Here is a 25,399-nt window from a genome sequence, read left to right on the forward strand (position 1 = left end):
GAAGGAAAACCTCTCTTTCACATGGGGAAAGAGGCGGTCTACTTTCCGCCCCTTCGCCCGGATCAATATCAGCTTGCGTCTTGATGCTCGTTATTTACTTTTGGGTTACGTTGCCTTCCAGGTCGCGCGAAATTTGCATTTTCGTAACCGGAATGTAACCAAGCTCTACGACTGCGCCGTTTTGAACTTCATCCGACAGCATGTAATCGAGGAAAGCTTTTACAACCGGGTTCGGTTCGCCTTTCGTGTACATGTGCTCGTAAGCCCATACCGGATATTTGCCGGATACGACGTTTTCTTCCGTTGCCGCTACGCCGTCGAGGCTGATGGCTTTAACGGTGTCGTCCAGGTAAGACAACGCGAGGTAACCGATAGCTCCCGGCGTTTCGCCGACAAGCTTTTTAACCGTGCCGGACGAATCTTCTTGGATCGAGCCCGGGAGGTCTTCCGTTTTTTGGCCAAGCGCGTATTTTTCGAACGTTGCACGCGTACCGGAGCTTGCAGGACGGTTTACGATAACGATCTCTTGATCTTTGCCGCCGACTTCGCTCCAGTTTTTCACTTTGCCGGTGAAGATATCGATCAATTGCTGCTTCGTCAGGTTGTCAACGCCAACTTCCGGATTCACGACAGCCGCCATCGAAACGACAGCCACTTGGTGGTCGACAAGACCTTCGGCTTTGGAAGCGTCCTCGCCTGTAAACTTCTCTTCGGCGAAAATATCCGAGTTGCCGATGTCCGATTGGCCTTCGGCCACTTGCGTCAAGCCCGTGCCGCTGCCGCCTGCTTGTACTTGAATGGAAATGTTCTTGTATTCGTCTTTAGCCATAAAGTCTTGAGCGGCTTGGTCGACAAGCGGTTGAAGCGCGGAAGAACCGGTTGCCAGAATCGAGCCGGACAGCGCTTCGGCCGGAGCGGATGCTTCCGGAGAAGCGGATGCGGATGCTTCAGGCGCAGCCGAAGGCGAGCTCGAAGCGCCCGAGTTGCTGCCTCCGTTCGCATTGCTGCCGCAGGCTGCCAGGATCACTGTCAACACCAACGTCATGACTAACAACATGCTCTTTTTCATTCTTTGGTTTCCCCTTCCCAAATTCACCTTTGGTTTGTGTTTACATCGATTATTCTAGTAGGCAGGCATTTGAATCATATTTTCCGAGTGTAAACGAATTGATAAAATTACATAGAATTGTTGTATACAATTACGAGATATAATAGAATTAATCTATAAAAATTCGAGAGGAACGGCCAAACGTTATGTCCATATTAAAAATGCGGTTAATCGTGCTGATCGAACGGTTAAAAAAAGTGACTTTAGTCGCACAAGAGCTGGGGATGAAGCAGCCCACCGTAAGCTTTCATATGAAAAAGCTCGAAGAGGAGTGGGGGATGCCGCTGTTCGAGCATAAAACGGGAAAAGTATTGTTGACCGAAGCCGGCCGGCTGCTTCACCGCTACGCCCTGCAAATCGACCGCAGCTATTCCGAAGCCGCGGCACGGATGGAAAAGCTGCGTACCTCCGGCAAGCATACGGCCCGTATCGGATGCACGCCGCTGGCGGGAGCCGCTTTGCTAACCGCTTCCTGGTTCGAGCGGATATCGGGAAACGAAGGAATGATGTGCGAAATTGCGGAAGGCACTCATTCGGAGCTTATCGCGGCTATGGAAGAGGGAAGGATCGACCTTGTACTGACGGGCTTGGAGCCGGCGGAGTCGCATTATCACCGTGAAATGCTGGTCGAAACGCCTATTGCGGCGGTCGTTCCTGCGGCTTGCGCCGGGGAGGAGGGGGAACCGCTCAGCGCCATGCTGCATAAAGGCTTCACTTATATCGCGCTAGACGACCCATCTGTCGAAGATCGGCTGATGGCGGCGAACGCGGCGGAATTCGCGTGGCTTCGGCAAGAAATGAGGCTAGGCGCTGTCGCTATCCTTCTGAATGCCGTTCGCGCAGGGAACGCCTTTACGGTGATGCCGGCTGCGGCGGCCTTATCGGAGAAGAAGGCGGCGGAAGGAACCGCGGTCGTTCCGTTGCCCGGCAAGTCCGCCTTGTGGCAGGCTTATGCGGTGTGGCCAAGAAACCATTGGAATCCGCAGCTGCCGCTAAAGCTTGTCCAGACGTTAAGAAGAGGGGCATTCGCCAATTGATAAATGGCCAGTGAATATACCGCTTCATTATTATAGGATGATATACTTCGTATAAGTGGAAATTTTTGCTTATGCGATGGAGGCATGGTCTATGATCAAAGGCAACCGGGTCAACTTGCACAGAATCAGTGAGGAAGACTGGGAGATGCGTTATCGATGGCTGAGCGATCCGGAAGTGAATCGCACGCTTAGCGCGGGCCTCGGCATTCCGCTGTCGGCTTCGCAGGTCAAAGATGAGACCGCCTTGCTTGCCGCCGAATCCGCGAAATGGGCCTATTTTACCGTTGTGACCGAAGAAGGTCTTCCGATCAACCGTCTTTTAATGAGTATATTACGGACGGAATATGAACCCGCTTAAACCTTTGAGCCTCCTAAATCCGGTCTGACGTCCATTCCAGAGCTTAGCTTGCAGCACCGTCCTGAACATAATTCCGCCGGCCCGTTTAGAGGCTATATATGGTCAAAAGGCGGCCATGCTTGAGCCGAAGCAGCCGTTATGCCAACATGCGGCTTCCGTCAGCCCAAGCCGCCTCTTAATCCAATAAACCGTCCAGCTGCTCGGCCGCTTTCACCGTGCCGGCATAGGCCTCCTCGGCCAGGCGGCCGATCGCTTCCGCGCTCGACCGGTTGTCTCCGGCCGCCTGGAACAGCCGGCCGAATACGCGGACGGCCTCTTCCACGTATGCCGCGCTTGCTTTCGATTCCTCCCGGCCTTCGCGGGCGAGTCCGGCCGTATGCGCAATGGCTGCCGCGATTGCGCCGATTTGCTTCGTGATGAGCTCCGCCGTCCGCTCCGTCTCGTTCGCCAGCTTCTTCACTTCGTCGGCAACGACGGAGAAGCCTTTGCCGAATTGTCCGGCGCGGGCCGCTTCGATCGCCGCGTTGAGGGCGAGCATGCGGCTTTGCTCCGCCAGCTGCTTGATGGCGGCCGTCGCATCTTCGACTTGCCGCACCTCCCTTTCCAGTCCGTTCATCGCTTCCTCTTGATGGGCGGAATTGGCCGCAAGACGCTCGAACGTCTGCGCCACCCGGCCAAGCCCGTCCCTCCCTTCAAGCGTCAGCTCCGACATGTTCGCGGATATTTTATTGCCGTTCAAGGCGGACAAGCGGACTTCGTTGACAACGGCTTGACTGTCCGCCAGCTCTCCCCTTACCCGTTCCGTCACGTCAAGGACCGCTTTCCGCTGAAGCTCGCGCGACAGCCGCAGCAGGTCGGCCATTGTAAGGACTCCTATGGCTTTTTCATTATCGGTGACGATAATGCAATCGTATTGATGGCGGTCTCCGCGCTGCATCGCCAGCTCGATAACATGATGCGGAGAAGCGTCGATATCGACCGAAATGCTGTTTTTGTCCATAAGCGTATGTACGGCTTTGCCATAAAACAACTCGACGCCGAATCTTCTGCTGATGTTCATATAAAATCGATCGCGCATAACAAGCCCAAGCGGCTTGCCGGCTTCTTCGCATACGATTAGGCATTCGCTGTCGGCATGATCCGAGAATAATCGTTGAATTTCGCTGCAGCTTTGCTCCGGCGTTGCGAGCGGCACCGGTCTCACATACCCCGACAATCGAATTCCGCCGCTTTCATTTGCGGCCGCCGGCTCCATGCCATGCCTTTCGAGCAGCGCTGTCCGTTCCGTCCCCATCATCGATTATGATGCCCCTTTCTTCGCCAATCCTCGTCATTCTTCGATCACTATAGGACCAAAGCATCAAATCCGATGCAGGAATGAGTAAAGCGGGTGTAAAAAATATGCAAGCTTAAGTCGAGGTTTGCAAAGAGGCCGCCTGCATGTATAGCAAAATGAGCGGGATTCGCTCTCATTTGAGAGATGCAAGCAAAATTTTGAATATCCCCTCCAAAAGACTCTTGAGCATTTTACTCTCTTTTAATAAAATGATTATAACCTTATAACATTGAAAGCTTATCTCGGCCACCCCTTTCGGACGATTTTCTTCCTCCCCTCTCTTACACCGGCTTTGTCTTAACGGCTCCTTGGTCTTTCACGTTTCCTACTGTACGGTATAAACTCCGCCGGAGTTTATATAAAAAACCATTTATTGGAGGTAGGTTTGAATGACCCTCTATCGTTTGGCGCGTCCCGCACCGGCAAAAATTTGGGCATTATGCGCTTTGCTGGCGCTCGCGGCAATCTGTACGCTGTTCACAGCCGAGAAAGCGTATTCGCACGGCTATGTGGAAGGGCCCGCGAGCCGCGCCGCATTGTGCAAATCGGGAGCCAATACCGATTGCGGCGCGATCGTATACGAGCCGCAAAGCCTGGAAGCGCCGAAAGGCTTCCCGGCAGCCGGACCCGCGGACGGCAAAATCGCCAGCGCGAACGGCGTTTTTCCGAAGCTTGACGAGCAATCCGCAACCCGCTGGACCAAAGTCAACATCTCGGCCGGTCCCAATACGTTTACATGGCATCTGACAGTCAACCACGCCACGACGAGCTGGAAATATTACATGACGAAACCAAACTGGAATCCGAATGCGCCGCTGACACGCGACTCGTTCGACCTGACGCCGTTCTGTTCGGTCGATTACAACGGCGCTCGTCCTCCGCTCACCTATTCGGACACTTGCAATGTGCCGCATCGGTCCGGCTACCACGTTATATTGGCCGTTTGGGAAATCGCCGATACCGGCAACGCGTTCTATAACGTCATCGACGTCAATTTCTCCGGCTCGAATCCGGTCGATACGACCGCTCCGTCGGCTCCGTCTTCCCTGGCCGCTTCCGGCGTCACTTCCTCGAGCGTCACGTTGTCCTGGAACGCTTCGACGGACAATGTCGGCGTAACGGGCTATAAAATATACCGCGGTTCCACGCTGGCCGCAACCGTATCCGGCACGACAACGAGCTATACCGTCACCGGGCTTGCGGCGAGCACCGGCTACTCGTTTACGGTGAAGGCGGTCGACGCCGCGGGCAACGAATCCGCCGCCAGCAACAGCGTAAGCGTGACGACAACCGCGCCTCCGGCAAACGATACGACGGCGCCGACCGCTCCGGGCGGACTGCATGTCATGTCGGCGACCGCCTCCAGCATCGAGCTCATGTGGAACGCTTCGACGGATAACGTTGGCGTAACGGGCTACAAAATATACCGCGGCACCTCGCTTGTAACGACCGTCGCCGGCACCGCAACGTCCTATACGGTCACGGGCCTGTCTCCAAGCACAACGTACAGCTTTACGGTTTACGCCGTAGACGCCGCAGGCAACCAGTCGGCCGCCAGCACCGTCAGCGGCACGACGGCCCCCGCTTCGACAGCGCCCGCATGGTCCGCGGGAACGTCGTATACGGTCGGCGCGCTGGTCAGCTATAACGGCGCGACTTACAAATGTCTGCAAGCCCACACGGCGCTTGTCGGCTGGGAACCGCCGGCGACTCCCGCCCTTTGGGAGCTGCAGTGACGAACTTATTATGAACGGGTTTTACAACAGCTAAGGCTAACGTAAAAAAGCGAGCTCATCCGGCCAAACCGGATAAGCTCGCTCAAATTGTCGAATAAGGCGTTTCGGCTTACATCTGCCTACATCATTTGAAACAACGGTTCGTTCTGCAGCGAATGAACCGGAATTTGCGGGAACGCCTCTTGCAGTCTCCGCGCCAGCAGCCTCATGCCCGGCGCTTCGCTTTCGGCATGGCCGAGCACGATAACGCCCTTCTTCCGTCCTTGCGCAAGAGCGTCTCGGACGTATTCGGGCGTCTCCCATTCCGGCCCTTCCCCGTAGACGACCAAATCGACGTCTTCTTCCTCGAACAGCGGGATCGTAACGCCGCCTCCCCCTCTGTAGCCGACAAGCACCGCGGCTTTGGCGCATCGCTGCTCCGGATCGCCTAACGTGCGGATATAAGGGATGCCGAGGCGTTCTTTCGCTACTTCCGCGATCGCCTTGAGCGAGGCCGGCGGCAGCTCCGCGATCGCCGCTTCCGGCCGGCGCTTGACGACGAAGCGCTCCCAGCCGAGCTCGTGCACAAGCCCTTCCGTAACCAAGTCGGGTTCATACTTGTGGATGTAATCGTGGAAGCGGAACAGCGACATGCCGGCTTCGAGGATCAGACGCTTTTTCGTTTCGTATACGGGACCGGCGCTAGAGCTTCCCGTTTGATCGGCATGCGAATAAAAAGCTCCTTCATGCGCGATGACAAGATTGGCACCGAGCCCGGCCGCCTGCTCGAGCGCTCGCTGCGTCGGCATAAAGACGACGGCGATCCCTCTGACTTCCTCCTCCGCCCTGCCAAAAACAAGTCCGTCGACCGTCCGCTCCAGGCTGCGGGCCGGTTTCATTAATGCGTCCATAACCGATTGAACCGTTAGCTTCAAGTTCGCTCGCTCCTTAAGATTTGAAATGCTTTTTGACCGTTTCGTACGCCAGCTTGGGCCTCCGGTATGCATCCACCACGCCTTTAATGTTTTGCGTCGTTACCCTTAACAGCGGTCCGTCCTTCTCTTCGGTCACGCGAATATCGCTGAATTGCCAAATAAACATCCCGGACAAGTAGTTCCGCTGCCGGTAGGCCGACAGGTTCGCGTCAAGGATGTCCGCTTGGCGCTCCTCCGTCCCTTTCACCCGCGAAGGCATACGGTAGCCGTATACCGCGTCGCCGCCGAATTCGCTCATAATCATCGGCTTGCCCCTCCCGCCGGCGGCGTCCGCCCAGCCTCTCGCCCGGTCGCAAAGCTCGCCCGGGTCCTCGGCGCCGTACCAGCCGGGATAAAGGTTAAACGATACGATATCCGCCAGATCGAAGCAAAGCTCCCGTTCCCGGTGATGCGAAGCGAATGTCAGCGGACGGCTCCGGTCCAGCGACCGGAGCTGCTCCAACTGCCGCTTATAATGAACGCGCCCTTCCTCCGTATCGCTTGCGCACTCGTTCAAAATCGCCCAGATGATGATGGAAGGATGATTCCTATGCTGCTCGACCATTTCGCGGTTTACATCCTCGCACTGACGGACGAAATTCGGATTGCGCATCTGCTCCAGCGACAGCCCGCGCGCATGGTTTTCTTCCCAGACGTAAAAGCCCCGCTCGTCGCATAAATCGAGAAAACGCTCGTCGTTCGGGTAATGGCTTGTACGGACGCTGTTGCAGCCCATATCGGCCATTAAATCGAGGTCGTAAACCATCAAGGAGAGCGGTATCGCAGCCCCGGTTAAGCCGTGATCCTCGTGCCGGTTGAATCCTTTCAGCACGACGTCCTTGCCGTTCACCTGAATTTTGCCGTTATCGGCCGTCACGGTCCGGAAGCCGACCCTTTCGATCAAATCGTCGACCGCCCGCTCCCCTTCGCGTTCGAAGAGCCGTACCGCCAGCTCGTACAATTGCGGCTGTTCGTGGCTCCACGGTTCCGCTCCGGGAAAACGGAACGTCCGGGTCGCGTCCTGTCTGCCGTTTGCGGGGACCGTGATGTCCCCGAACGAAAGCGGAGTTCCGGCCGCTTCGCCGCTCAGCTTCAGCTGCCGCTCCGAATCGGAGACGTTACGGACGACGACGCGAATGTCGGCTTCCCATTCCTCTCCCTGCAGCCGGGGGACGAATTCGATCCTTTCGATAAAAGCGGAACCGATTTCTTCCAGACCAGCCGGACGGATTAGCCCTCCGTAGGTGTAGTAATCGTTATGAACGTGCAGCGCCGAACCTTCATGGAATCCGTTGTCTACGTGCACTTCCAGCAGGTGCTCGCCGGGAGCGACGTCCTTCGCGATCGCGTCGAAAGCCGTATACGCGTTGTAATGATGAGCGATAGGCTTGCCGTCGAAGTAGACGTCGGCGGTATGGCTGACGCCCTTGAATACGAATCGCAAATTCGTTGGCGCCCCGGTCCGGACCGTCTTCCGGTAAACGCCTTTCCCCCGGTAGTTCGCCAAGTCCGGATGCTGCTCCCAGCAGCCGGGTACGGGGAGGCGGAACGTCTTGCTTTGGTTATCCGGCCCGATTCCGTCGACGGTCGTAAAATCCCATACGCCTTCCAGCGATCGCGTTATCCTCACCCTGTTCGTTTCGAACAAGCGCATCATCGTATCGTCCCCTTTTTAACATCCTTGCTGCTTGCGAAGCGAATTTGCCCCGCAAACGATCCAGGCGTACATCTTCGAAGGACTACTTGATTGTATCTCATACCGCCTTGCGCTTCAAAATTCGCACGCCGTACAGCGGCAGCGTTAACGCGCCGGACACGGCTTCGCCCGTCAGCAGGTCGGCGTATTCGCAGCCGTCGAGCTCAACGCGCTGCTCGCTTGCGCTGAAGTTTTGAACGAATACGTAATCGTGCTCGCCGTCGGTACGCAGCTGCGCCGTCACGCCGGCAGGCAAATCCGTTTCGATAACGCGCTTGATGCCCGTCCGGCGCACCAGCTCGCCGTAGAAATCGGCGTAGAACGGCTCCTTGAAGCGCGTCGCGATGTAATAAGCTTCGCCCGCCCCGAGCTTGTTCACCGTAAGCGCCGGGCGGCCGGCGTAGAAGTCGGCGCCGTACGAAGCGAGCGCTTCCGCGCCTTCCAGATGGATCAAGTCGCACAGCTCGTGCGAATCGTAAGCGCCCTGCAAATTCAGCGCGTTGCCCGGCACCATAACGGCATGGTTCGATTCATGATCATGCAGCCCGTCAATCTCTTCCGACCAGATGCCGAGCGTTTTCCGCAGCGGTCCCGGGAAGCCGGTCAGGAAGCACAAGTCGTTTTCGTTGACGATGCCGCTCCAATACGTGCCGACGAACGTGCCGCCGCCCGCCACGAATTGCTCGATCCGCTCGCCCACGCCCGGCCTTACCATGTACAGCATCGGGGCGATCAGCAGCTTGTAGCCCGCGAAGTCGCACTCCGAGTCGATCACGTCGACCGGAACGCCCATTTCCCAGAACGGACGGTAATGCTTGCGCACCGTCTCCTCGTAATGGATGCCCGCGTTGCGCGGCCCTTGCGAATCTTTCACCGCCCAGCGGTTTTCCCAATCGTAGATGATCGCGACTTCCGGTTTGACGGTCGTTCCGACAACTTCGGTCATCTTATCCAGCGTTTGGCCGACTTCGGTAACATCCCGGAACACGCGCGTATGCTCGTGGCCGACATGGTCGACGACGGCGCCGTGCAGTTTTTCGCTGGAGCCGCGGCTTTTGCGCCATTGGAAATATTGCACCGTGTCGGAGCCGTGCGCGACGGCCTGCATCGACGCCAGCATATGCATGCCCGGCTTCTTCAGCTTGCTGATCGGCTGCCAGTTCGTCATGCTCGGCGTGCTTTCCATCAGCATAAACGGCTTGCCGCCTTTGATCGAGCGGAACACGTCGTGATTCAGCGCGATGAACGCCGCCAGCTCGGCGTTGTCCTCGAATTCGTGCCAGGTCGGATACGCGTCCCACGAAACGACGTCGAGATCGTCCTTGAATTTCCAATAATTCAACCCTTCGAAATCGAGCATGAAGTTGGTCGTAACCGGCAAATCCGGGTTCACTTCGCGCAAAGGCTTCACTTCATGACGGTAAAAATCAAGCGTCTGATCGGTAACAAAACGCTTCCAGTCCAAGTTCATGCCGTGAACGGCGTTTTCGCCGCGCCGCGTCGGAGAATCGATTTGGCTCCAATCCGTGTACGTATGGCTCCAGAACGTGGTCCACCACGCGTCGTTTAACGCTTCGAGCGTGCCGTATCTGTTTTTCAGCCAGCCGCGGAACGCTTCCTGGCAATAGCCGCAATGGCATTCGCCGCCGAATTCGTTGGAAATATGCCAGCCGATGACGGCCGGATGGCTTGCGTAACGCTCGGCGAGCTTGCGGTTGATGATCGCCGTTTTCTCGCGGTATACCGGCGACGAGAAGCAATGGTTATGCCGCGCGCCGTGCAAATTGCGGATGCCGTCCTCGCTAACGCGCAGCACCTCCGGATATTTCTGCGACATCCAAGCCGGACGGGCGCCGCTTGGCGTGGCGAGCAGCGCGAAGATGCCGTTTGCGGCGAACCGGTCGAGCAGCGCGTCCATCCAATCGAACGTAAAGACGCCTTCCTCCGGCTCCAGCGCCGCCCAAGCGAATATGCCCACCGACATCACATTGCTGCCGGACAGCTTCATGAGGCGGATGTCCTCCTCCAGCACCTCCGGATATTTCAGCCATTGATCGGGATTGTAATCGGCCCCGTGCAGCATTTTCGGTATTTTCGAACTGATCGGCTCATATTTCTTCGTCATTTGCAAAATAACCTCCAATAGGATCTTGTATAAAGCGGTGAATGCGATTACTATAACTATATTCAGATTATATAGGGTCTAAATTTCAAATAAAATACTATTATATTCTTATATACTATCAAAATATGAACATAGGAGTGTCTAAGCTTGGATACGATCGCCTTTCCCACCTTAACCGAAGCCGACAGGCAGCTGCCCGTCTACCTGACCATCGTAGGCCACTGGGACAATCAGGAGCCGATCGACCGGAAGCAAGGGTATCCGGACTACCAATGGCTGCAATGCGCGTCCGGCGAAGGGGAGCTTCGTATCGGGGACCGCACCGTTCGCGTCAAAGCCGGGCAAGGCATTTTTCTGTACCCCGGAGTACCGCATCAATACTATACCGTCGAGCCGCCGTGGGACATCCATTTTATAAGCTTCAACGGCGCGTTGACGGAGACGCTTGTCCGGCAGGCGGGCATCACGGAATCCGGCGTTTATACGGCCCATGACGGCGATTTGCTCGTTTCCCATATCAAAAGCGCTTATGCGCTGGCGCAGTCGGAGCGTTCGTTTTTGGCGCTGGAATGCTCCAAGCTCGTCTATATGTTTTTGCTTGATTTGATCAAGGTCGTGCAGGTCAGCCCCCAATCCGGCGAGCAAACGATCTCGAAGCTGCAGCCGGTTATTCGTTACGTCGAATCCCGGATCGACCGGCCGATTACGATCCGCGAGCTTGCCGATCGCATCGACGTGACGCCGCAATATTTATGCCTGCTGTTCAAAAAAACGATGAAAATGCGCCCGATGGAATACGTCAACCGGGAGCGGATCAACCGGAGCAAGGAAATTATGTTTCTTGAAAGCGACGTACGGATGAGCGAAGTGGCGAAACGGGTCGGCTTTGACAGCGCAAGCTATTTCAGCTCGGTGTTCCGGCGGATTGAGGGCTTAAGCCCCGAGCAATTCAAAAAAATGCACGGCATGCGCTAGTCCTTTTGGAGGAATCGCCGACCACAAATCCGCATATAACAAAGTTTAATATAATGCTTATATTTTCAGATTGCAGAAAAACAACAACGCCAATATAGTAGAAGATGAACCGGAGGTATACGATAATGTCCTTAAAACGTCTTGTATCGGATACGATTGAAAAGCAAGCCGAAACGTTCAAAGCGATATCCCGTTCCATCGGGCGCAATCCCGAGCTGGGACACCGGGAATACGAGGCCGCCCGGCTGCTTACCGCGGAGCTGGAAAAGCAAGGCTTCTCCGTCGAGCGCGGCACGCTTGGACTTGAGACCGCTTTTATCGGCAGCTATTCCGCCGTCAAGCCCGGTCCGACCGCCGCGTTTCTGTGCGAATACGATGCGCTGCCGGAGCTGGGACACGCCTGCGGCCATCACCTCATCTGCTCGATGAGCCTGGCGGCCGCCGTCGGCTTGAAAGCCGCCGTTGACGAGCTTGGCGGTACGATCCGCGTATACGGCACGCCGGCGGAAGAAACGGCGGGCGCCAAGGTGACGATGGCGGCGGCAGGGTTGTTCGACGACTGCGACTTCGCCCTGATGGCCCATCCTTATTATTCGTTCGAGAAATCCGGCGAATCGTTGGCGATGGACGCCGTCCGTTACGAATTTGCCGGGAAAGCGGCCCATGCCGCGGCCAGCCCTCACGAAGGCGTCAACGCGCTTGACGCGGTGATCCAGCTGTTTAATGCGGTGAACGCGCTGCGCCAGCAAGTGCGGAGCGACGCTCGCATCCACGGCATTATCGACAACGGCGGCAAAGCGCCCAACATTATTCCGGACTATGCGTCGGCCAAATTTTATATCCGTTCCGCCAGCCGCTCCTATACGAACGAACTTGCGGCGAAGGTGCGCCGCTGCGCCGAAGGAGCGGCTCTGCAGACGGGAGCCGCGTTAACGGTGACCAACTACGAGTTGTCCTACGACGAGCTGCTGACGAACGAGACGCTGTCCGAACGGTTTACGGCCAACCTGCTCGAAGGCGGGGTGCGGCCGGAGGAGATCGAGACCGGCAAGGATCACGGCTCGCTTGATTTGGGCAACGTCTCGCTGCGCTGCCCGGCCATTCATCCGTACGTCAAAATCGTCGAACAGCGCTATTCGCTGCATACGCCGGAATTTCGCGACGCCGCAATGACTGAGCAAGCGCTCGACCGCATGATTTTCGCGGCCCGGATGCTGGCGGCCACCGCCTACGACGTATTCGCGGACCCGAAGCTGCTGGCCGCCATACGCGCCGAGTTCGAGGCGAGCGTCCGGCGCCGGCTGTCGTAACGATCGCCCCCGCCGGGGCGGCCATTTTTGGAGGGAGGATAAGCCATGGAAGCCGTAAACGAAAAAGTCGCCTACGAGAACCCTCTTCTATCGCTGCGCATTTTCAGCCCCAATCGGGACAGCGCCGGTTTGACGAACTGGCATTACCATCGCCAATTGGAGCTTTTATACATCATTGATGGAGAGCTGCACGTCGACATCGAGGACGAAAGCCACCTCATCGGCCCCGGCGACGTCATTATTGTAGGCGCTTCCCAACTGCATCGCGACCGAAGCGTCGGAGCCCTCAATTATATCGTGCTGCAGTTTGACCTGGAGCAATTTTTTGACCACAGCACGATTCCGTACATGCGGTATTTTTCCGAAACGAAAAATCCGCTGAGCAAAGCCAATTATATTTTCCGCGAAAATCCGGAAGTCAACGCCGCGGTAGGCCGGTGCATCAACGCCATTCTCGACGAGGCGACGCGCAAGGACACCGGCTACGAGCTTGCCGTCAGCATGCTGATCAAGCAAATCCTGCTGCTGCTGCTCCGCAACGACAGCCGCAAAGCGCTTGTCGAGCAGGACGAATTCGACCGGATTCGGCTTGGCCCCGTGCTCGACTATGTCGAAGGCCATCTGACCGGACGGATTCAAGTCGACGAGGTATGCCGGATCGCGAATATGAGTTATTTTTATTTCGTGAAGTTTTTTAAGAAGGCGATCGGCATGTCCTTTACGGAATATGTCAATTACCGCAAAATCAAATGGGCCGAGCGCATTTTATTGACCAAAGATTTAAGCATTTCCGAGGTTGGCGAACGGATCGGAATGCCGAACATGGCGCATTTTTACAAGATGTTTAAAAAATACAACGATTGCTCCCCCAAGCAGTTCCAGCGGAAAATGCTCGATTGGAACCGGCAATAACAAAACCTTTATCGAGGTCAATACGAGATAAGCGCAAAAAAAAGGAATGGACGGCAACCGATTTCGGTCCCGTTCATTCCTTTTTTCAACTCGGCCGCGTCAAGCCGCAATTCAGTGGCCGACGGTCGATTATTTGGGCATCACCAGCTTATAGCCGACGCCGCGGATCGATTCGATCTGAACCGACTCCTGTCCGAGCTCGAGCTTCTTGCGTAGCGAGCTGACATGCACGTCGACGGTCCGCTGTCCGCCGATGTAATCGAAGCCCCAGACGACGTTCATCAGATCGTCCCGCGTAATGACCATGCCCGGGCGCTGCACCAAATAAAGCAATACCTCGAACTCTTTCGGACGAAGCGGAACGAGCTCGCCCCCCAGCACCACTTCGTATTTCTCCGGATAAATCGATAGATCCCCGACCGTAATGACCTTTTCGTTCGACTCCGAAGGCTTCAGATCGTCCTGCTGGGTTCGGCGGAGCACGGCGGACACCCGCGCCAGCAGCTCGGCGACGCCAAACGGCTTCGTAATATAGTCGTCCGCCCCATGCTTAAGACCTTGCACCACTTCTTCTTCCGCGTTGCGCGCGGTCAGTATGATCACCGGCGTCTTCGTACCGCTCTGGCGAAGCCGGTTCAGCACCTCAAAGCCGTTAAGCCCGGGGAGCATTATATCGAGAATAATGAGGTCGAAGCTTTGCTGCAGCGCAGTTTGAAGTCCTTCCCCTCCATGGTCGATAACCGTCGTTTCGTAGCCTTCTTGCGACAAATTATAAGACAATAGCCGAGCCAGTGTCGGCTCGTCCTCAATGACGAGCACCTTATGCGGCATATTCAGACAACTCCCAGCTTCGCGAATGTTCGCTACTCTATTTTTCTGATACGTTTATTTTATCCCGTAATGGCCGACTCCTGCAATACAGGTAAAACAATTGTAAATGTCGAACCCTCGCCTACCTCGCTCGTGACCGTTATTGTCCCTTTATGAAGTTCAACCAAATGCTTTACGATGGATAAGCCGAGTCCCGTACCGCCGGAGCTGCGCGAACGCGCTTTGTCCACCCGGTAGAACCGTTCGAAAATACGCGGCAAATCCTTTTTCGGAATGCCGATGCCGGTATCGCTGATCGAAATGGCGATGTGGTCCTCGTCCAGGCTCCGGGCCCGAACGAGAACTTTGCCGCCTTCCGGCGTATAGCTGATGCCGTTCGCAAGCAAATTCATCATAATTTGGCGAAGCCGGTCCTCGTCCGCTTCGACGTAAAGTCCTTCCTCCAGATCGGTCTCGACGGAAATCGCCTTTTTTTCCGCTTGCGCGGCGATGACTTGCACCGTTTTATCGATAAAGGCGTCTATCTCAATAGGCGAAAACACAAGCGGAACCCTGCGGGACTCCACCTTCGACAGCTCCAGAATATCGCCGATAAGCCGGTTCAGACGGTCGCTTTCGTCAAAAATAATTTGCAGAAACGACCGCGCCGTTTCTTCATCTTTCACGCCGCCGCTAAGCAGCGTCTCCGCAAAGCCTTTGACCGCGGCGATCGGCGTCTTCAGCTCATGGGAAACGTTCGCCACAAACTCGCTTCTGACGCGTTCCAGCCTGCGGACGGCGGTCACGTCCTGCAGCACGAGCAGCACGCCGGCGAATTCGCCGTTTTCCGAATGTACCGGCACAAGATTCAGCTCCAGCAGCCTCTCCTCCGGAAAATAAAACGTAATCTCGTCCCGAATCAGCTTGCCGTTCGTCAATCCTTCTTGAATCATCTGGGAAAGCTCGTATTGCTGCTTGGCTTCCGTATAGTGCCGCCCGACCAGCTCGCGCGCCGAGAAGCCCAACACTTCTTCCGCCCGCCGGTTCATCAGCAGAAACCGACCGGACCGGTCGATCATGACGATGCCGTTGATCATATTGTCCAGAACCGTCTCCAGCTGCGATTCGTTCCGCTGAATCCGGTTCATCTGGATTTGAAGGCTTTCGGCCATCGCATTTATGGCATGGCCCAGCTCTCCGATCTCGTCCCGCTTCCGTACCTTAACCCTCGCTTTATAATCCATCTTCGTAATCCGTTTGGCTACGTTCGTAATTTGCTCGAGCGGGAGCGTCAAGCTTTGCGCGATTTTATAGCTGATTAACCCGGCGGCCGCAAAAAGCAGCAGCAGCCATCCGATTAGCGCGGCCCATAGCTGGGTAATGCTCTGTTCGACGTCTTTCAGGCTCATGGATAGACGGATAACCGGCGATGCCGGATTCGAGGCATCGACCGGAATGGCGACATACAGCAAATTTTGCGTCAGCGTTTCGCTTTTGCGAATGGCCAGCCCTACGCCGTCCTTATGTGCCTCGACAATTTCCGCGCGGGTGGCGTGATTTTCCATGGTCGCCGGATCGTGATCGGAATCGCCAAGCACGGTGCCGTCTCCGGCTATAAAGGTGACGCGGGCATCGGCGTTTTGTTTCAGCGCCAAGGCTTCCTTCGTATAATAATCGAGCAGCTCCTCCTTCGAGCCGCTCTCGGGCCAATCCATCTTCGAGACGATAATCCGCATCTCCCGAATCATGCTTTCCTCCAACGCGTGAATATGGCTGTCCTTGAAGGTTTTTGCCATAATGAGACCCGCCGCGCTGACGGATAAAGCGACCAATACAATCATAATTAACGTCAAACGATTGCGGAAACTGTTCATCACTGCCAATCACTCCTTGCCCATGTTCCGTCCATGCCTTCCTTATCGTACATGCCCGGCGGTTATAAGCCAATAGAAGCTTTATTAATTTATTGTAAATTTCTTGACGTTTTCTATAACGCCTACACCGTCAAAACTTATTCTCCCCCTAATCGATTGCTGCCTTCCTTTCCCCATTTTGTTGTCCTGCCTCCCCTTTCTAAGTCCTATCCTCTTTCATTTTTTTGTCCTGTTTATCTTCGTTGTCCTTGAAAAGCTAACGCTTACCTATCTTCTCCTCGTTTTTCCTTGCCTTTTCTTTCCTTGCCCCTCCTTCCCGTCAATTGCCAGGTCCCCCTGCTGGCAGGGCTGAACAAATCGCATTATAATGGGCCTGTAGGGCGTTGCCCGCGGAAAGGAAGCAGCCGATCATTATGAAAAACGGTAAATTTACGAATACCATTATTCAAATGCAATTCGTACCCCGATGGAGCGAGTATGCCCCCAGATTCGAAGACAATGCGGCGAGCCACAGCTTTCGCTGTGCGGCCGTTGCGATTTTGGCCGGGCTTGCCGAGGAGATGCTGTTCGAACGGCCCATCGACAAGCTGAAGCTTGTATCCCGTGCGCTCTGGGCGGATTTGAGCAACACGTTAACCGGATCGATCAAGCATGCGACCAAAAAAGAAATGCATGTCGCCGGCCATATTCGCGCGATGGAGCAGGAGTTAAGCAAAGAAATCGTTTCCTATCTGTCGCGTTCGCTGCAGCAGGCCGCTTACGACGCCATTGTCAACGCGCAGGACGATACCCGTGTCGGCAGGCTTGTTGAAGCGATCGACACCTTCGACGCTTTTTTATTTTGCCACCGGGAAGCTGCCTACGGCTCCAACCCTTTTTTCCGCAGCAAAGTTCAGGAGCTTCGAAGCAAAATCGACACCTACGACATACCGTCCATCAAATGGTTGATTGCCGAATTCGATAAGCAAGATGGCGTCCGCGAGTTTCTCGACAATATTATGAACCTCGATACCGTTCAACGCTGGAACGGCAGCTACAATCTGGTGCCGGACAATGACGCGACGCATTCCTTCCGGGTCGCATCGCTCGCATTGTTTAACGGGCTGCTGGAGCGGGAGCGGTTCGGCTTGAAGCATATTAACCTTTACCGCCTTGTAGGCAAGTCTGTTCTGCACGATCTGCCCGAGATCGTCTCCGGCGACGTCGTTTCGAACATTAAGCATCGCAGTCCCGAGCTAAAACTCGCGTTCGAACAGTACGAGAGGCAAACGGCCGAAAACATGATCGCCCGTCTGCCCGCTCCGTTCCACGAAACAATGCTCGACCTGATGGCCGATCCCAAATCGTCCGATTACGAAGGGGTCATGGTCGATATCGCCGACAAGCTGGACGCTTTAATAAAAGCCGGGCTCGAAATGCGGAATAACCCCCGTTATGCCGAAACCTATTACGATCAATTGGTAAGCATCCAACACCGATTCGAGAATCCATCCGTTATTTTTTTCTTGGCCTACATTTTGCATGATCTGACCTATTCCAACTTCGCCAATTAAAGAGTCATGAAAAAAGATGGCTTGATCCCTTTTGGATTGCTGCCGTCTTTTTTCATGCCGACTTCCATAAGACTCCTCTCCGCCAACGACTTGCTTATCGCAGTCCTTTTAGCCGCTATCCCCTTTGCTCAGTTCAACCATTCTTCACTCTCTTTTCGTATCGGTCCTATCGCTCACGCAAGCTTTAAGCTGCTATTTGCTGTCCTTTTAGTCGCTATCCCCTTTGCTCAGTTTAACCATTCTTCACTCTCTTTCGTATCGGTCTTATCGCTCACGCAAGCGGCAAACTGCTATTGGGTTGTCCTTTTACCCGCTATCCCCTTTACTCAGCCTATGTTCATCCAGACCATAGATAGTCGTCAGTTTCACTTGAAACAGGAACATATGTTTGGTATAATTAATGAGAACATATGTTCGAATTTCATCAAAGGAGGACCCGGAGATGCAGGAGCTTCTACATCAATTCGAAGAGCAGTTTGAAACGCCCGAGGATTGTTATTCGTTTCTGCTCCAAATCAAATGGCCGGGCGGATTCGAGTGTCCGCGTTGTTCGCATAGACAATGCTACGTTATCGCAACCCGCAAGCTGCCCCTTTACGAATGTCGGGACTGCCGGTATCAAGCCTCGTTAATTTCAGGCACCGTCATGGAAAAGTCCCGAACCTCGCTGCGTAAATGGTTGCTTGCCTTGTATCTTTTTACACACCCTTCAATTGATGGCCTTAATGCTGTCCGGCTTGCCGAATGCTTGAAAGTTACTTATAAAACGGCCTGGTCGATGCTTCACAAAATCCGTCAAGCCGTGTCTCAGTTCGATGATGCCAAGCCTTTGGACGGCAAAGTTGATGTTATCGTTACTCCCTACTGCAGGCCGCTTCTCGGGTCTCTCGAACCTCATCCAAAGGAAAGTCCGGTTATTGTCGGGGCCAATCTGAATGAAGCTTCGAACGAAGCATCCGTAATAAAAATGAAGATTGCAGAACGTTCGATGCTCCGCGCAACGAATGCTTGCTTTCTATTTCCTCAAGGAGAGCAATGGTTTACATCGTGCCACTCTTCGGAAACGGCCTCCGTAACCTATATTCGGAAACCCATCGATTACCGTCCGCAAACCATTGTTCTGCGTCAACTTGCCAAACAAGCACAAAAATGGATGGCCCGACTTTATCGCGGGATCAGCGGCCCTCATTTGCAGTCTTATTTAGACGAGTTTTGTTTCCGTTATAACAGCCGATCCCCTAAACATAATCAAAACGAGTCCAGCTTTCATCATCTTTGTGCAGCTTCGTTGTTGCATTCTAGAAAGATCTCATAGATAAAGATTGCTATGATGGACCTGCGTTTGGAGCTTACTCTTTTAGGGATGCTCTCTTAGGGATGCGCTTTTGGAGGTGTGCTTTTCGGGGTTGCGCTTCTCGGCGTTGCGCTTTTCGGGGTTGCGCTTCTCGGCGTTGCGCTTTTTCGGGGTTGCGCTTCTCGGCGTTGCGCTTTTCGGGGTTGCGCTTCTCGGCGTTGCGCTTTTCGGGGTTGCGCTTTTGGGGATAGTGCCATGGCTTTGCCTTGGACTTTTAATCCGGGTTGTACCTTCGGCTCTTGTTGGAGGCTGCTATTGGATTAGTATCGAGCATTTGCTTTGTGCTCTGGGTTCTACCTTGGACTCGTGCTGAGAGCTTGCTTTTGTCTTGTGCCTCCAGCCTTTGATTTATGCTCTGGGTTCTACCTTGGATCCGTATTGAGAGCTGGCTTCTGAACTTGTGCCTTCCGACTTTGATTTCAGCTGTTGCTCTGGATTCTGCTATGAGAGCTCGTGCTCCGTGGTTAGCCTTTGAACTTGTGACGCCAGCCTTTTGTCTTGAATCTGAGTTTTGGGTTGTTGCCCTGAGTTTGGGCTCTGGACATAGATTGAACTTGTGCTTTGTGTGCTTGGGCTTTATCCATCGGCTTTATCCATGGGCTTTATCAATCGGCTTTATCAATCGGCTTTATACTTTAACTTTATACTTCGGCATTATACTTTGGCTTTATACTTTGGCCTTTAGTCGCCGTAACTTAACGTCTTGCTTTGAACCGGTTTTTTGGACTTGCTACTGCTTTAATGAAAACTTCTTGAAACTCTGAGTCACAAACAGTTCTAGTTGTAGTTTTATTTTCATCTCCTGAGCTAACGGGATAGCGGCGTAAAGGAAGCAAAATGATGAAAAGCATTAAAAAGCATTGTTCGTTGACGCAATTGCTTCGATGCTGCGATTATCCTGAGTTAAAGGGATAGCGGCGCAAAGAAAGTAAAACGTAAACATAGATAAAAATTTGCTGCCGCAGTTCGCCTTGAGCCTTCTTTAGTTCGTCCTAGAATGACAGCCTAAAGAGGCAGACGCATCAACGTCCGCCACTATTTAAGGACACGAATAGTTAAAGTTAGGTCATGAAATGGCGCTCCAGCCGATAGGGTAGGCCGGCGAGAGCTCAAGCGGAAGCTTGCCGGTCGGAACCAGTTTGCCGGTAAGTACTTTGGCTGCCGATTCCAATGCGAGCGGGCGACATTCATAGGTGGCCAAGTATACTTTTACACTCGGGTAATGATTCAAATCGTGCGGATTTCTTACGGATACGGCTACCGTACGGTCTCCGGCCAGTTTAATGGCCTGCTGAGCGACTCGGCGTTCGGTTTCGTGTTTGGCCGCATCGTAAGTGACGACAACGATCTGTTCGAATCGCTCCAGTCCTTCAAGCGGATCTTCGCCGGACATCGAACGCTCCGTTACGTCCGAAAGACGCTCCGACAAATATCCGGATAACGTTCCGTCTCCGGAAAGCATCTCGTCCGCAACGGAAACGGGAACGATATCCGGCCATAATACGAGCGTTCGAGCGGAACGTCTTAGCGGAAGCAAGCCGCCTTCGTTTTTAACGAGCGTAACGGAAGCTTCGCTCCATTTACGGGCAACCGATTTGTTGTCGGAACTGCCGATCAGTTGTGAAACTTCCTTCCAAGGGCGCAGCGGGCGAGACAATTCAAGCTTTTCCTTTAAGCGCAAAACCCGGCTTAACGCTTCATCGATACGGGATAGTTCCAGTTCTCCGCTTTCGACCGCCGCTACCACCGCTTCCAGTGCGGCAACTTGCTTCTCGTACGTATGGCTGACCAACACCATGTCGGCACCGGCTTTCAACGCCATAACGGCTCCTTGGCCCGGGCCGAACAGCTTGTTGATCGCGTCCATCTCCAGACAATCGGTGACAACTACCCCGTCATAACCAAGCTCTTCGCGCAACAGCCCCGTTAGAACCGGGGCAGATAACGTGGAAGGGAGGCCTGAGGGATCAAGCTTTGGCAAGCTTACGTGAGCCGTCATAATAGCATCCGTTCCCGCGGCAATCGCGGCGCGGAACGGCGGCAATTCGATCGCCTCCAGCCGTTCGCGCCCATGCGGCAAGGTCGGCAAGGAATGATGAGAGTCGATATCGGTATCCCCGTGCCCCGGAAAATGCTTCACGGTCGCGGCAATCCCGGAGGCTTGATACCCTCTGACCGCTGCCGTGCCAAGCCTGGCGACTACCGAGGCGCTGTCGCTGTACGATCGAACGTTAATAACCGGATTGGCCGGGTTATTGTTGACATCAAGACATGGCGCATAATTCATCGTAATGCCCAGCAATCGAAGCTCTTCTCCGCAAACGCGGGCTGTCTCATAGGCCCCTTCCGAAGAGCCGGTTGCGCCGATCGCCATATTGCCCGGCATAAGCGTTACGCCATCCGTCAACCTTGCCACCATCCCGCCTTCTTGATCTATCGCCGTCAAAAGCGGCGGCCTGCCCGCGGCCTCGGCGATTTGTTTCAATTGGCCCGATAATTCATGAACCTGTTTCGCGTCTTTAATGTTGCGTGAGAAATAAATGGTGCCTCCTATGCCGTATTCCTCAATAAGCCGGCGTATCTGTTCGCTTGGCTCAAACCCATGAAACCCAAACACAAACAGCTGCCCCGCCTTTTCTTTGATCGTCCATTTTTCCGTGTTCCACTTATGCCCCATCATTCCGCTTTTCTCCTCCCGTATTAAGCCTGGAAATCTGATTGGTTTCCTCTTCGGTTGCATCGTGTTATGCCGGACCCGGGTTGATATATCGGCTTGCTTCTTCTATTCGTGTTGCCTACCCGCTATGCCGAATTTGCTCCGGAAATCGCTTGGGTTGTCGCCGGTGTATTTGATGAATACCTTCGTAAAGTAACGCCGTTCGGCGTAGCCCACTTCCTTCGCGATTTGCGTAATGCTTGTTTGCGTTTCCGAAAGAAGCTGTTTCGCTTTTTCCATCCGTTGTCTCGTAACGTATTCGATAAACGTGACGCCAAACGTTTGTTTGAACAACAAGCTAAAGTAAGAAGGGCTCAGTCCTACATGGGTCGCCGCTTCTTCCACGCTAAGGTCGCGGTACAGGTTGCGCTCCAGAAACAAGCGCACCTCTCTCATGAGCCGCTCCGACTGCTTCTTCTTATCCAGCGACCGTTCCCCAAGCGCGGCGGTGACCTGCCGGATTACGGCCAATAAATCTTTGACGGCGAACCGATGATCAAGCTTATGCCAGAGGCGATCCTCATTTTCTTTGCTGAGCGCCCCCATCTCCTTTAATTCCCGAACCATATTCAGCATGAAGTAATGGAGCATAGGCATAATTCTGCCGCGCGACTGTTCGCTCATGTTCTGAAGCTGAGTAGACAGGCTCCCGAGCTCGCGTTCGATGCCCGGCGCGTCTCCGCGCTTAATCGCGGCCGCCATTTGCCCGGAAATATCAAATATCGCCTGATTCGCCTGCGAAAGCCCGGTACGGTCCGAGGAGACGATCATGACCTCCTGCGTATTCGGAGACAGCATCATGCATAGCTGAATTTGCTTGTATGCGGAAGAAAGCTTTTCAACGGACAAGACATCGCGGTAAACGGCGGCGTAAAACGCGAGCTTGACATGAGTCCTTAACGCGGAAAGAAGGGCGATCGCCCATTGCTGCGTTTGATCCAACGAGCAGTTGTCCGTTTCTTCGCATGCGATCAGCACGCACCATTCGCCGTCCCTCATTTGGATTACGGCATGTCTTAGCCCGGTTTCTCTCAATTGGTCGCGAAGAACGTTGCAAACGGCGAAATTCCAAAGCTTGCGCTCCTTGTCCTCCCAGCCGCGCCAATCCTTCGCTTTCTCCGAGCCGATATCCATGTCGAGCACGATCAAAACATAGCGCCGCTCAAGCAGCCGGCGCTCATCGCCTTCGTAAAGCCAACCGCCCGCGCCGGGATCCGCGTAATCCATGAGAATATCGTAAAGCAGCTTTTCGCTCACAAGATCAAATATTTTGCCCAGCTTCTGCTTCTCTTCGTTCTCCTGCTTGATCCTGCTCCGACGTGCGGACATAATCCGGGCGATGACGCCCGTCAGCTCGTCGTACGGAATCGGCTTCAGCATATAATCTTTAACGCCGTATTGAATGGCGCTTCGCGTATAACTAAAGTCTTGATAGCCGGACAGCATAATGATGTCGCAGCCCAGATCTTTTTCCCTTATGATGCGGACCAGCTCCAAGCCGTCCATCAGCGGCATCCGAATGTCGCATAAGACGAGGTCGATCGGTTCGGATTCCAGCCGCTCCAAAGCTTCAAGGCCGTTTCGGGCAACGCCGGCAACCGTCAGCCCCAGCATTTCCCAAGGAATGACCTTCTCCAAATTGCGCGTAATATGCGGCTCGTCGTCTACAAGCAGAACTTTGCCGTTCATGTTTGCCCACCTCTGTTCTTCGGGATTACGCATCGGATCAGCGTGCCCCAGCCCTTCTGGCTGCAAATCGTCATCCCATAACCCGAACCGTAATGGATGCGCAGCCGGTCGGCTACATTGCCGAGTCCAAGCCCTCTCCTCTCGCCAAGCTCGGCTGCCTGGCCGCCTCCGTGGCCGTTCGAACGGGTTATTGCCGTGCTGCCAGCGCTGCCGTTAAATTTCAAAAGCGCGTCTTCGCTCATCCCTACACCGTTGTCCTTAACCGTAAAAACGAGCTGATTGGCTTCTACCTCCACCTTAATCTGAATTACGCCCGTACCGTATTCGATTCCTTCAAAGCCGTGTTGAATGCTGTTCTCGACAAGCGGCTGCAGCGTCAGCTTCAATACCGTATACTCCAAAGCTTCCTCCGGCACGTCCAGCTCGTAAACAAAAAGATCTTCAAATCTGTATTTCTGGATTTCCAAGTAGCTTCGGACGTGCTCGATTTCCTGCATGACGGACAGCTCCTCCGATTGATGCAGGCTTGTGCGAAGCAAATTGCTGAGCCGGCGGACCATGAGCATAATTTTTTGTCCGTCGTTTTGCGCTGCAAGAGCATTGATCGATTCCAACGTGTTAAACAAAAAATGCGGCTTGATCTGGGCCTGCATCAGCATCATTTCGGCATGCTGCTTGCGCTCCTGCTCGCTTCGGACTTCCGTAAGCAAAGAGCCGATTCTTTCGATCATGCTGTTGAAGCTGCTGGCGAGCAGCACCGTCTCGTCCTTGCCTTGGGCGGGTACGCGGATATCCAGCATGCCCTGCTCGACGAGCCGCATTTTGCGAACGACGCGAATGATCGATTTCGCTACGCGGCTTACAAAAAATACGTTGAATAATATGGCCGACAGCACGCATAGCAGCGTGATCATGCCTATCCATTGGACGAACCGCTCGTTTTCGTTCGTCAGCGAGTTCCACGGTTTGATCGACACAAGCACCCAGTCGTTCATATTCAAGCTGTATGCCGAAACGAGGCTGTCTTCGCCCTTGAAATTCGTGCGGGCGCTTGAATAATGTCCGGTCTGCTCCAGATTGACGGACGTATAGCTGCCGATATTGCGGCCCTCCAACTCCTTGCCGCTGTCCAGCAAAATAACGCCTTGACGGTTCAAAATGACATATCGGTCCGTCGGTCCCCCGGGTGACGGATTCAAAAACGTCTTCAGCATGGCATACACTTCTTCCGTCTTGTATTGCGTCACCATGACGCCAAGATCGTTAAACGTCGCCATATCTTTGACCAGCCTCATTTGCGTAAACAGCGGAGGCTCCACCCCTGTCAGCCCTTGCTGCTCGTACGGACCGATCCATAACGGCCGGCCCCCAAGCTTCAGCGCTTCCGCATAAAGCGGATGCTCCTTCAAAGTATCGAAATCGATCGGACGAAACGTCTTCGGATCGTTCCGAAACGCCTGAAACATCGTGCCGTCCATCGCGTAGAGGACGACGTAGCTGACGGCCGGATGCTGGAACAAGATGCGCTTCATCTCTTTTTCCGCTTGATTGATGGCAATGATTGCGCCCGCATCGTCCTTGTTCACCCGCGAGCTGTATTTGAGCGTATCCTGCACTTCCGAGCTTGTCAGGTTGCCGTCCGACAGCTGGTCCAGCTCTTTAAAGAAATAACCGATGTTACCCCCGACAGCTTTTAACGAAATCTCCGTTTGTTCGCTGTACTTTTTCTCCAGCAGCGTTTCCGAATGCAAAAAAGAGACGATGCCAAGTCCGATCATCGGAATGACGACCAGAACGATAAAGGCGAGCATCAGCTTCGGTCTCAAGTTCATTTCGATCGGTCCCCTCCCGAATAAC

The 25,399-nt window shown here is 54.3% G+C and carries 18 protein-coding genes; 8 read left to right on the forward strand and 10 right to left on the reverse strand.

Going from position 1 to position 25,399, the window contains the following annotated elements; all coding sequences use genetic code 11:
• Positions 1 to 94: 94 nt before the first annotated feature.
• Positions 95 to 1,069, reverse strand: coding sequence for a phosphate ABC transporter substrate-binding protein (locus ACFSW5_RS21325; protein ID WP_379277650.1), 975 nt, complete (start codon positions 1,067 to 1,069; stop codon positions 95 to 97).
• 185 nt (positions 1,070 to 1,254) lie between these two features.
• Between ACFSW5_RS21325 and ACFSW5_RS21330 the strand changes: the two genes are divergently transcribed.
• On the forward strand, positions 1,255 to 2,145 hold the full coding sequence (locus ACFSW5_RS21330) for a LysR family transcriptional regulator (protein WP_379277653.1): 891 nt from the start codon (positions 1,255 to 1,257) through the stop codon (positions 2,143 to 2,145).
• 91 nt (positions 2,146 to 2,236) lie between these two features.
• Positions 2,237 to 2,503 (forward strand): hypothetical protein, encoded by a 267-nt coding sequence (locus tag ACFSW5_RS21335; protein WP_379277655.1) that lies wholly within the window; start codon positions 2,237 to 2,239, stop codon positions 2,501 to 2,503.
• A 175-nt stretch (positions 2,504 to 2,678) separates the two neighbouring features.
• On the opposite strand, the gene ACFSW5_RS21340 is transcribed toward ACFSW5_RS21335, so the two are convergent.
• Entirely contained in the window at positions 2,679 to 3,800 is a 1,122-nt protein-coding gene (locus tag ACFSW5_RS21340; protein ID WP_379277657.1) for a methyl-accepting chemotaxis protein, read from the reverse strand.
• A 428-nt stretch (positions 3,801 to 4,228) separates the two neighbouring features.
• Here ACFSW5_RS21340 and ACFSW5_RS21345 point away from each other — a divergent pair, with 428 nt between their 5' ends.
• Positions 4,229 to 5,575 (forward strand): lytic polysaccharide monooxygenase, encoded by a 1,347-nt coding sequence (locus tag ACFSW5_RS21345; protein WP_379277660.1) that lies wholly within the window; start codon positions 4,229 to 4,231, stop codon positions 5,573 to 5,575.
• 119 nt (positions 5,576 to 5,694) lie between these two features.
• On the opposite strand, the gene ACFSW5_RS21350 is transcribed toward ACFSW5_RS21345, so the two are convergent.
• The 3 genes from ACFSW5_RS21350 to ACFSW5_RS21360 all read right to left on the reverse strand — a co-directional run bounded on the left by ACFSW5_RS21350 (position 5,695) and on the right by ACFSW5_RS21360 (position 10,349).
• The gene (locus ACFSW5_RS21350; RefSeq protein WP_379277662.1) at positions 5,695 to 6,489 is read right to left on the reverse strand and encodes a Nif3-like dinuclear metal center hexameric protein; all 795 of its coding nucleotides are present in this window, start codon (positions 6,487 to 6,489) and stop codon (positions 5,695 to 5,697) included.
• A 13-nt stretch (positions 6,490 to 6,502) separates the two neighbouring features.
• Positions 6,503 to 8,185, reverse strand: coding sequence for a glycoside hydrolase family 2 protein (locus ACFSW5_RS21355; protein ID WP_379277664.1), 1,683 nt, complete (start codon positions 8,183 to 8,185; stop codon positions 6,503 to 6,505).
• Positions 8,186 to 8,282: 97 nt separating this feature from the next.
• A complete protein-coding gene (locus ACFSW5_RS21360; RefSeq protein ID WP_379277667.1) occupies positions 8,283 to 10,349 on the reverse strand; it encodes a beta-galactosidase in 2,067 nt (688 codons plus the stop codon).
• A 147-nt stretch (positions 10,350 to 10,496) separates the two neighbouring features.
• Here ACFSW5_RS21360 and ACFSW5_RS21365 point away from each other — a divergent pair, with 147 nt between their 5' ends.
• The 3 genes from ACFSW5_RS21365 to ACFSW5_RS21375 all read left to right on the forward strand — a co-directional run bounded on the left by ACFSW5_RS21365 (position 10,497) and on the right by ACFSW5_RS21375 (position 13,546).
• Complete coding sequence (locus tag ACFSW5_RS21365; RefSeq protein WP_379277669.1) at positions 10,497 to 11,324, forward strand: AraC family transcriptional regulator; 828 nt, start codon at positions 10,497 to 10,499, stop codon at positions 11,322 to 11,324.
• Between the two features lie 125 nt (positions 11,325 to 11,449).
• The gene (locus ACFSW5_RS21370) at positions 11,450 to 12,634 is read left to right on the forward strand and encodes a M20 family metallopeptidase (RefSeq protein WP_379277671.1); all 1,185 of its coding nucleotides are present in this window, start codon (positions 11,450 to 11,452) and stop codon (positions 12,632 to 12,634) included.
• Positions 12,635 to 12,679: 45 nt separating this feature from the next.
• Positions 12,680 to 13,546 carry a helix-turn-helix domain-containing protein gene (locus tag ACFSW5_RS21375; protein WP_379277673.1) on the forward strand — a complete coding sequence of 289 codons (867 nt, stop codon included), beginning with the start codon at positions 12,680 to 12,682 and terminating at the stop codon, positions 13,544 to 13,546.
• A 129-nt stretch (positions 13,547 to 13,675) separates the two neighbouring features.
• On the opposite strand, the gene ACFSW5_RS21380 is transcribed toward ACFSW5_RS21375, so the two are convergent.
• On the reverse strand, positions 13,676 to 14,377 hold the full coding sequence (locus ACFSW5_RS21380; RefSeq protein ID WP_379277675.1) for a response regulator transcription factor: 702 nt from the start codon (positions 14,375 to 14,377) through the stop codon (positions 13,676 to 13,678).
• A 59-nt stretch (positions 14,378 to 14,436) separates the two neighbouring features.
• Complete coding sequence (gene pnpS, locus ACFSW5_RS21385) at positions 14,437 to 16,230, reverse strand: two-component system histidine kinase PnpS (protein ID WP_379277834.1); 1,794 nt, start codon at positions 16,228 to 16,230, stop codon at positions 14,437 to 14,439.
• A gap of 413 nt (positions 16,231 to 16,643) precedes the next feature.
• Between pnpS and ACFSW5_RS21390 the strand changes: the two genes are divergently transcribed.
• Together ACFSW5_RS21390 and ACFSW5_RS21395 are read left to right on the forward strand one after the other, a co-directional pair.
• Entirely contained in the window at positions 16,644 to 17,783 is a 1,140-nt protein-coding gene (locus tag ACFSW5_RS21390) for a YfbR-like 5'-deoxynucleotidase (protein ID WP_379277679.1), read from the forward strand.
• A gap of 442 nt (positions 17,784 to 18,225) precedes the next feature.
• Positions 18,226 to 19,098 carry a transposase gene (locus ACFSW5_RS21395; RefSeq protein WP_379277682.1) on the forward strand — a complete coding sequence of 291 codons (873 nt, stop codon included), beginning with the start codon at positions 18,226 to 18,228 and terminating at the stop codon, positions 19,096 to 19,098.
• 1,105 nt (positions 19,099 to 20,203) lie between these two features.
• Here ACFSW5_RS21395 and ACFSW5_RS21400 read toward each other — a convergent pair.
• The 3 genes from ACFSW5_RS21400 to ACFSW5_RS21410 form a co-directional block, all read right to left on the reverse strand.
• Complete coding sequence (locus ACFSW5_RS21400) at positions 20,204 to 21,817, reverse strand: glycoside hydrolase family 3 protein (protein ID WP_379277685.1); 1,614 nt, start codon at positions 21,815 to 21,817, stop codon at positions 20,204 to 20,206.
• 102 nt (positions 21,818 to 21,919) lie between these two features.
• Positions 21,920 to 23,542: a response regulator transcription factor gene (locus ACFSW5_RS21405; RefSeq protein WP_379277687.1), complete on the reverse strand. Its 1,623-nt coding sequence runs from the start codon at positions 23,540 to 23,542 to the stop codon at positions 21,920 to 21,922.
• A complete protein-coding gene (locus tag ACFSW5_RS21410) occupies positions 23,539 to 25,374 on the reverse strand; it encodes a cache domain-containing sensor histidine kinase (protein ID WP_379277689.1) in 1,836 nt (611 codons plus the stop codon). The genes ACFSW5_RS21405 and ACFSW5_RS21410 overlap by 4 nt, the downstream gene beginning before the upstream one ends.
• Positions 25,375 to 25,399 lie beyond the last annotated feature (25 nt).

This window comes from Paenibacillus thailandensis (genome assembly GCF_042685365.1).
Taxonomy (GTDB): Bacteria; Bacillota; Bacilli; order Paenibacillales; family Paenibacillaceae; genus Paenibacillus_AP; species Paenibacillus_AP thailandensis.

Bases quoted from the DNA above. Each gene is read 5' to 3' on its own strand.
- ACFSW5_RS21325 (WP_379277650.1), bottom strand. From the start codon at position 1,069: ATGAAAAAGAGCATGTTGTTAGTCATGACGTTGGTGTTGACAGTGATC.
- ACFSW5_RS21330 (WP_379277653.1), top strand. From the start codon at position 1,255: ATGTCCATATTAAAAATGCGGTTAATCGTGCTGATCGAACGGTTAAAA.
- ACFSW5_RS21335 (WP_379277655.1), top strand. From the start codon at position 2,237: ATGATCAAAGGCAACCGGGTCAACTTGCACAGAATCAGTGAGGAAGAC.
- ACFSW5_RS21340 (WP_379277657.1), bottom strand. From the start codon at position 3,800: ATGATGGGGACGGAACGGACAGCGCTGCTCGAAAGGCATGGCATGGAG.
- ACFSW5_RS21345 (WP_379277660.1), top strand. From the start codon at position 4,229: ATGACCCTCTATCGTTTGGCGCGTCCCGCACCGGCAAAAATTTGGGCA.
- ACFSW5_RS21355 (WP_379277664.1), bottom strand. From the start codon at position 8,185: ATGATGCGCTTGTTCGAAACGAACAGGGTGAGGATAACGCGATCGCTG.
- ACFSW5_RS21360 (WP_379277667.1), bottom strand. From the start codon at position 10,349: ATGACGAAGAAATATGAGCCGATCAGTTCGAAAATACCGAAAATGCTG.
- ACFSW5_RS21370 (WP_379277671.1), top strand. From the start codon at position 11,450: ATGTCCTTAAAACGTCTTGTATCGGATACGATTGAAAAGCAAGCCGAA.
- ACFSW5_RS21375 (WP_379277673.1), top strand. From the start codon at position 12,680: ATGGAAGCCGTAAACGAAAAAGTCGCCTACGAGAACCCTCTTCTATCG.
- ACFSW5_RS21380 (WP_379277675.1), bottom strand. From the start codon at position 14,377: ATGCCGCATAAGGTGCTCGTCATTGAGGACGAGCCGACACTGGCTCGG.
- pnpS (WP_379277834.1), bottom strand. From the start codon at position 16,230: ATGAACAGTTTCCGCAATCGTTTGACGTTAATTATGATTGTATTGGTC.
- ACFSW5_RS21390 (WP_379277679.1), top strand. From the start codon at position 16,644: ATGAAAAACGGTAAATTTACGAATACCATTATTCAAATGCAATTCGTA.
- ACFSW5_RS21395 (WP_379277682.1), top strand. From the start codon at position 18,226: ATGCAGGAGCTTCTACATCAATTCGAAGAGCAGTTTGAAACGCCCGAG.
- ACFSW5_RS21400 (WP_379277685.1), bottom strand. From the start codon at position 21,817: ATGATGGGGCATAAGTGGAACACGGAAAAATGGACGATCAAAGAAAAG.
- ACFSW5_RS21405 (WP_379277687.1), bottom strand. From the start codon at position 23,542: ATGAACGGCAAAGTTCTGCTTGTAGACGACGAGCCGCATATTACGCGC.
- ACFSW5_RS21410 (WP_379277689.1), bottom strand. From the start codon at position 25,374: ATGAACTTGAGACCGAAGCTGATGCTCGCCTTTATCGTTCTGGTCGTC.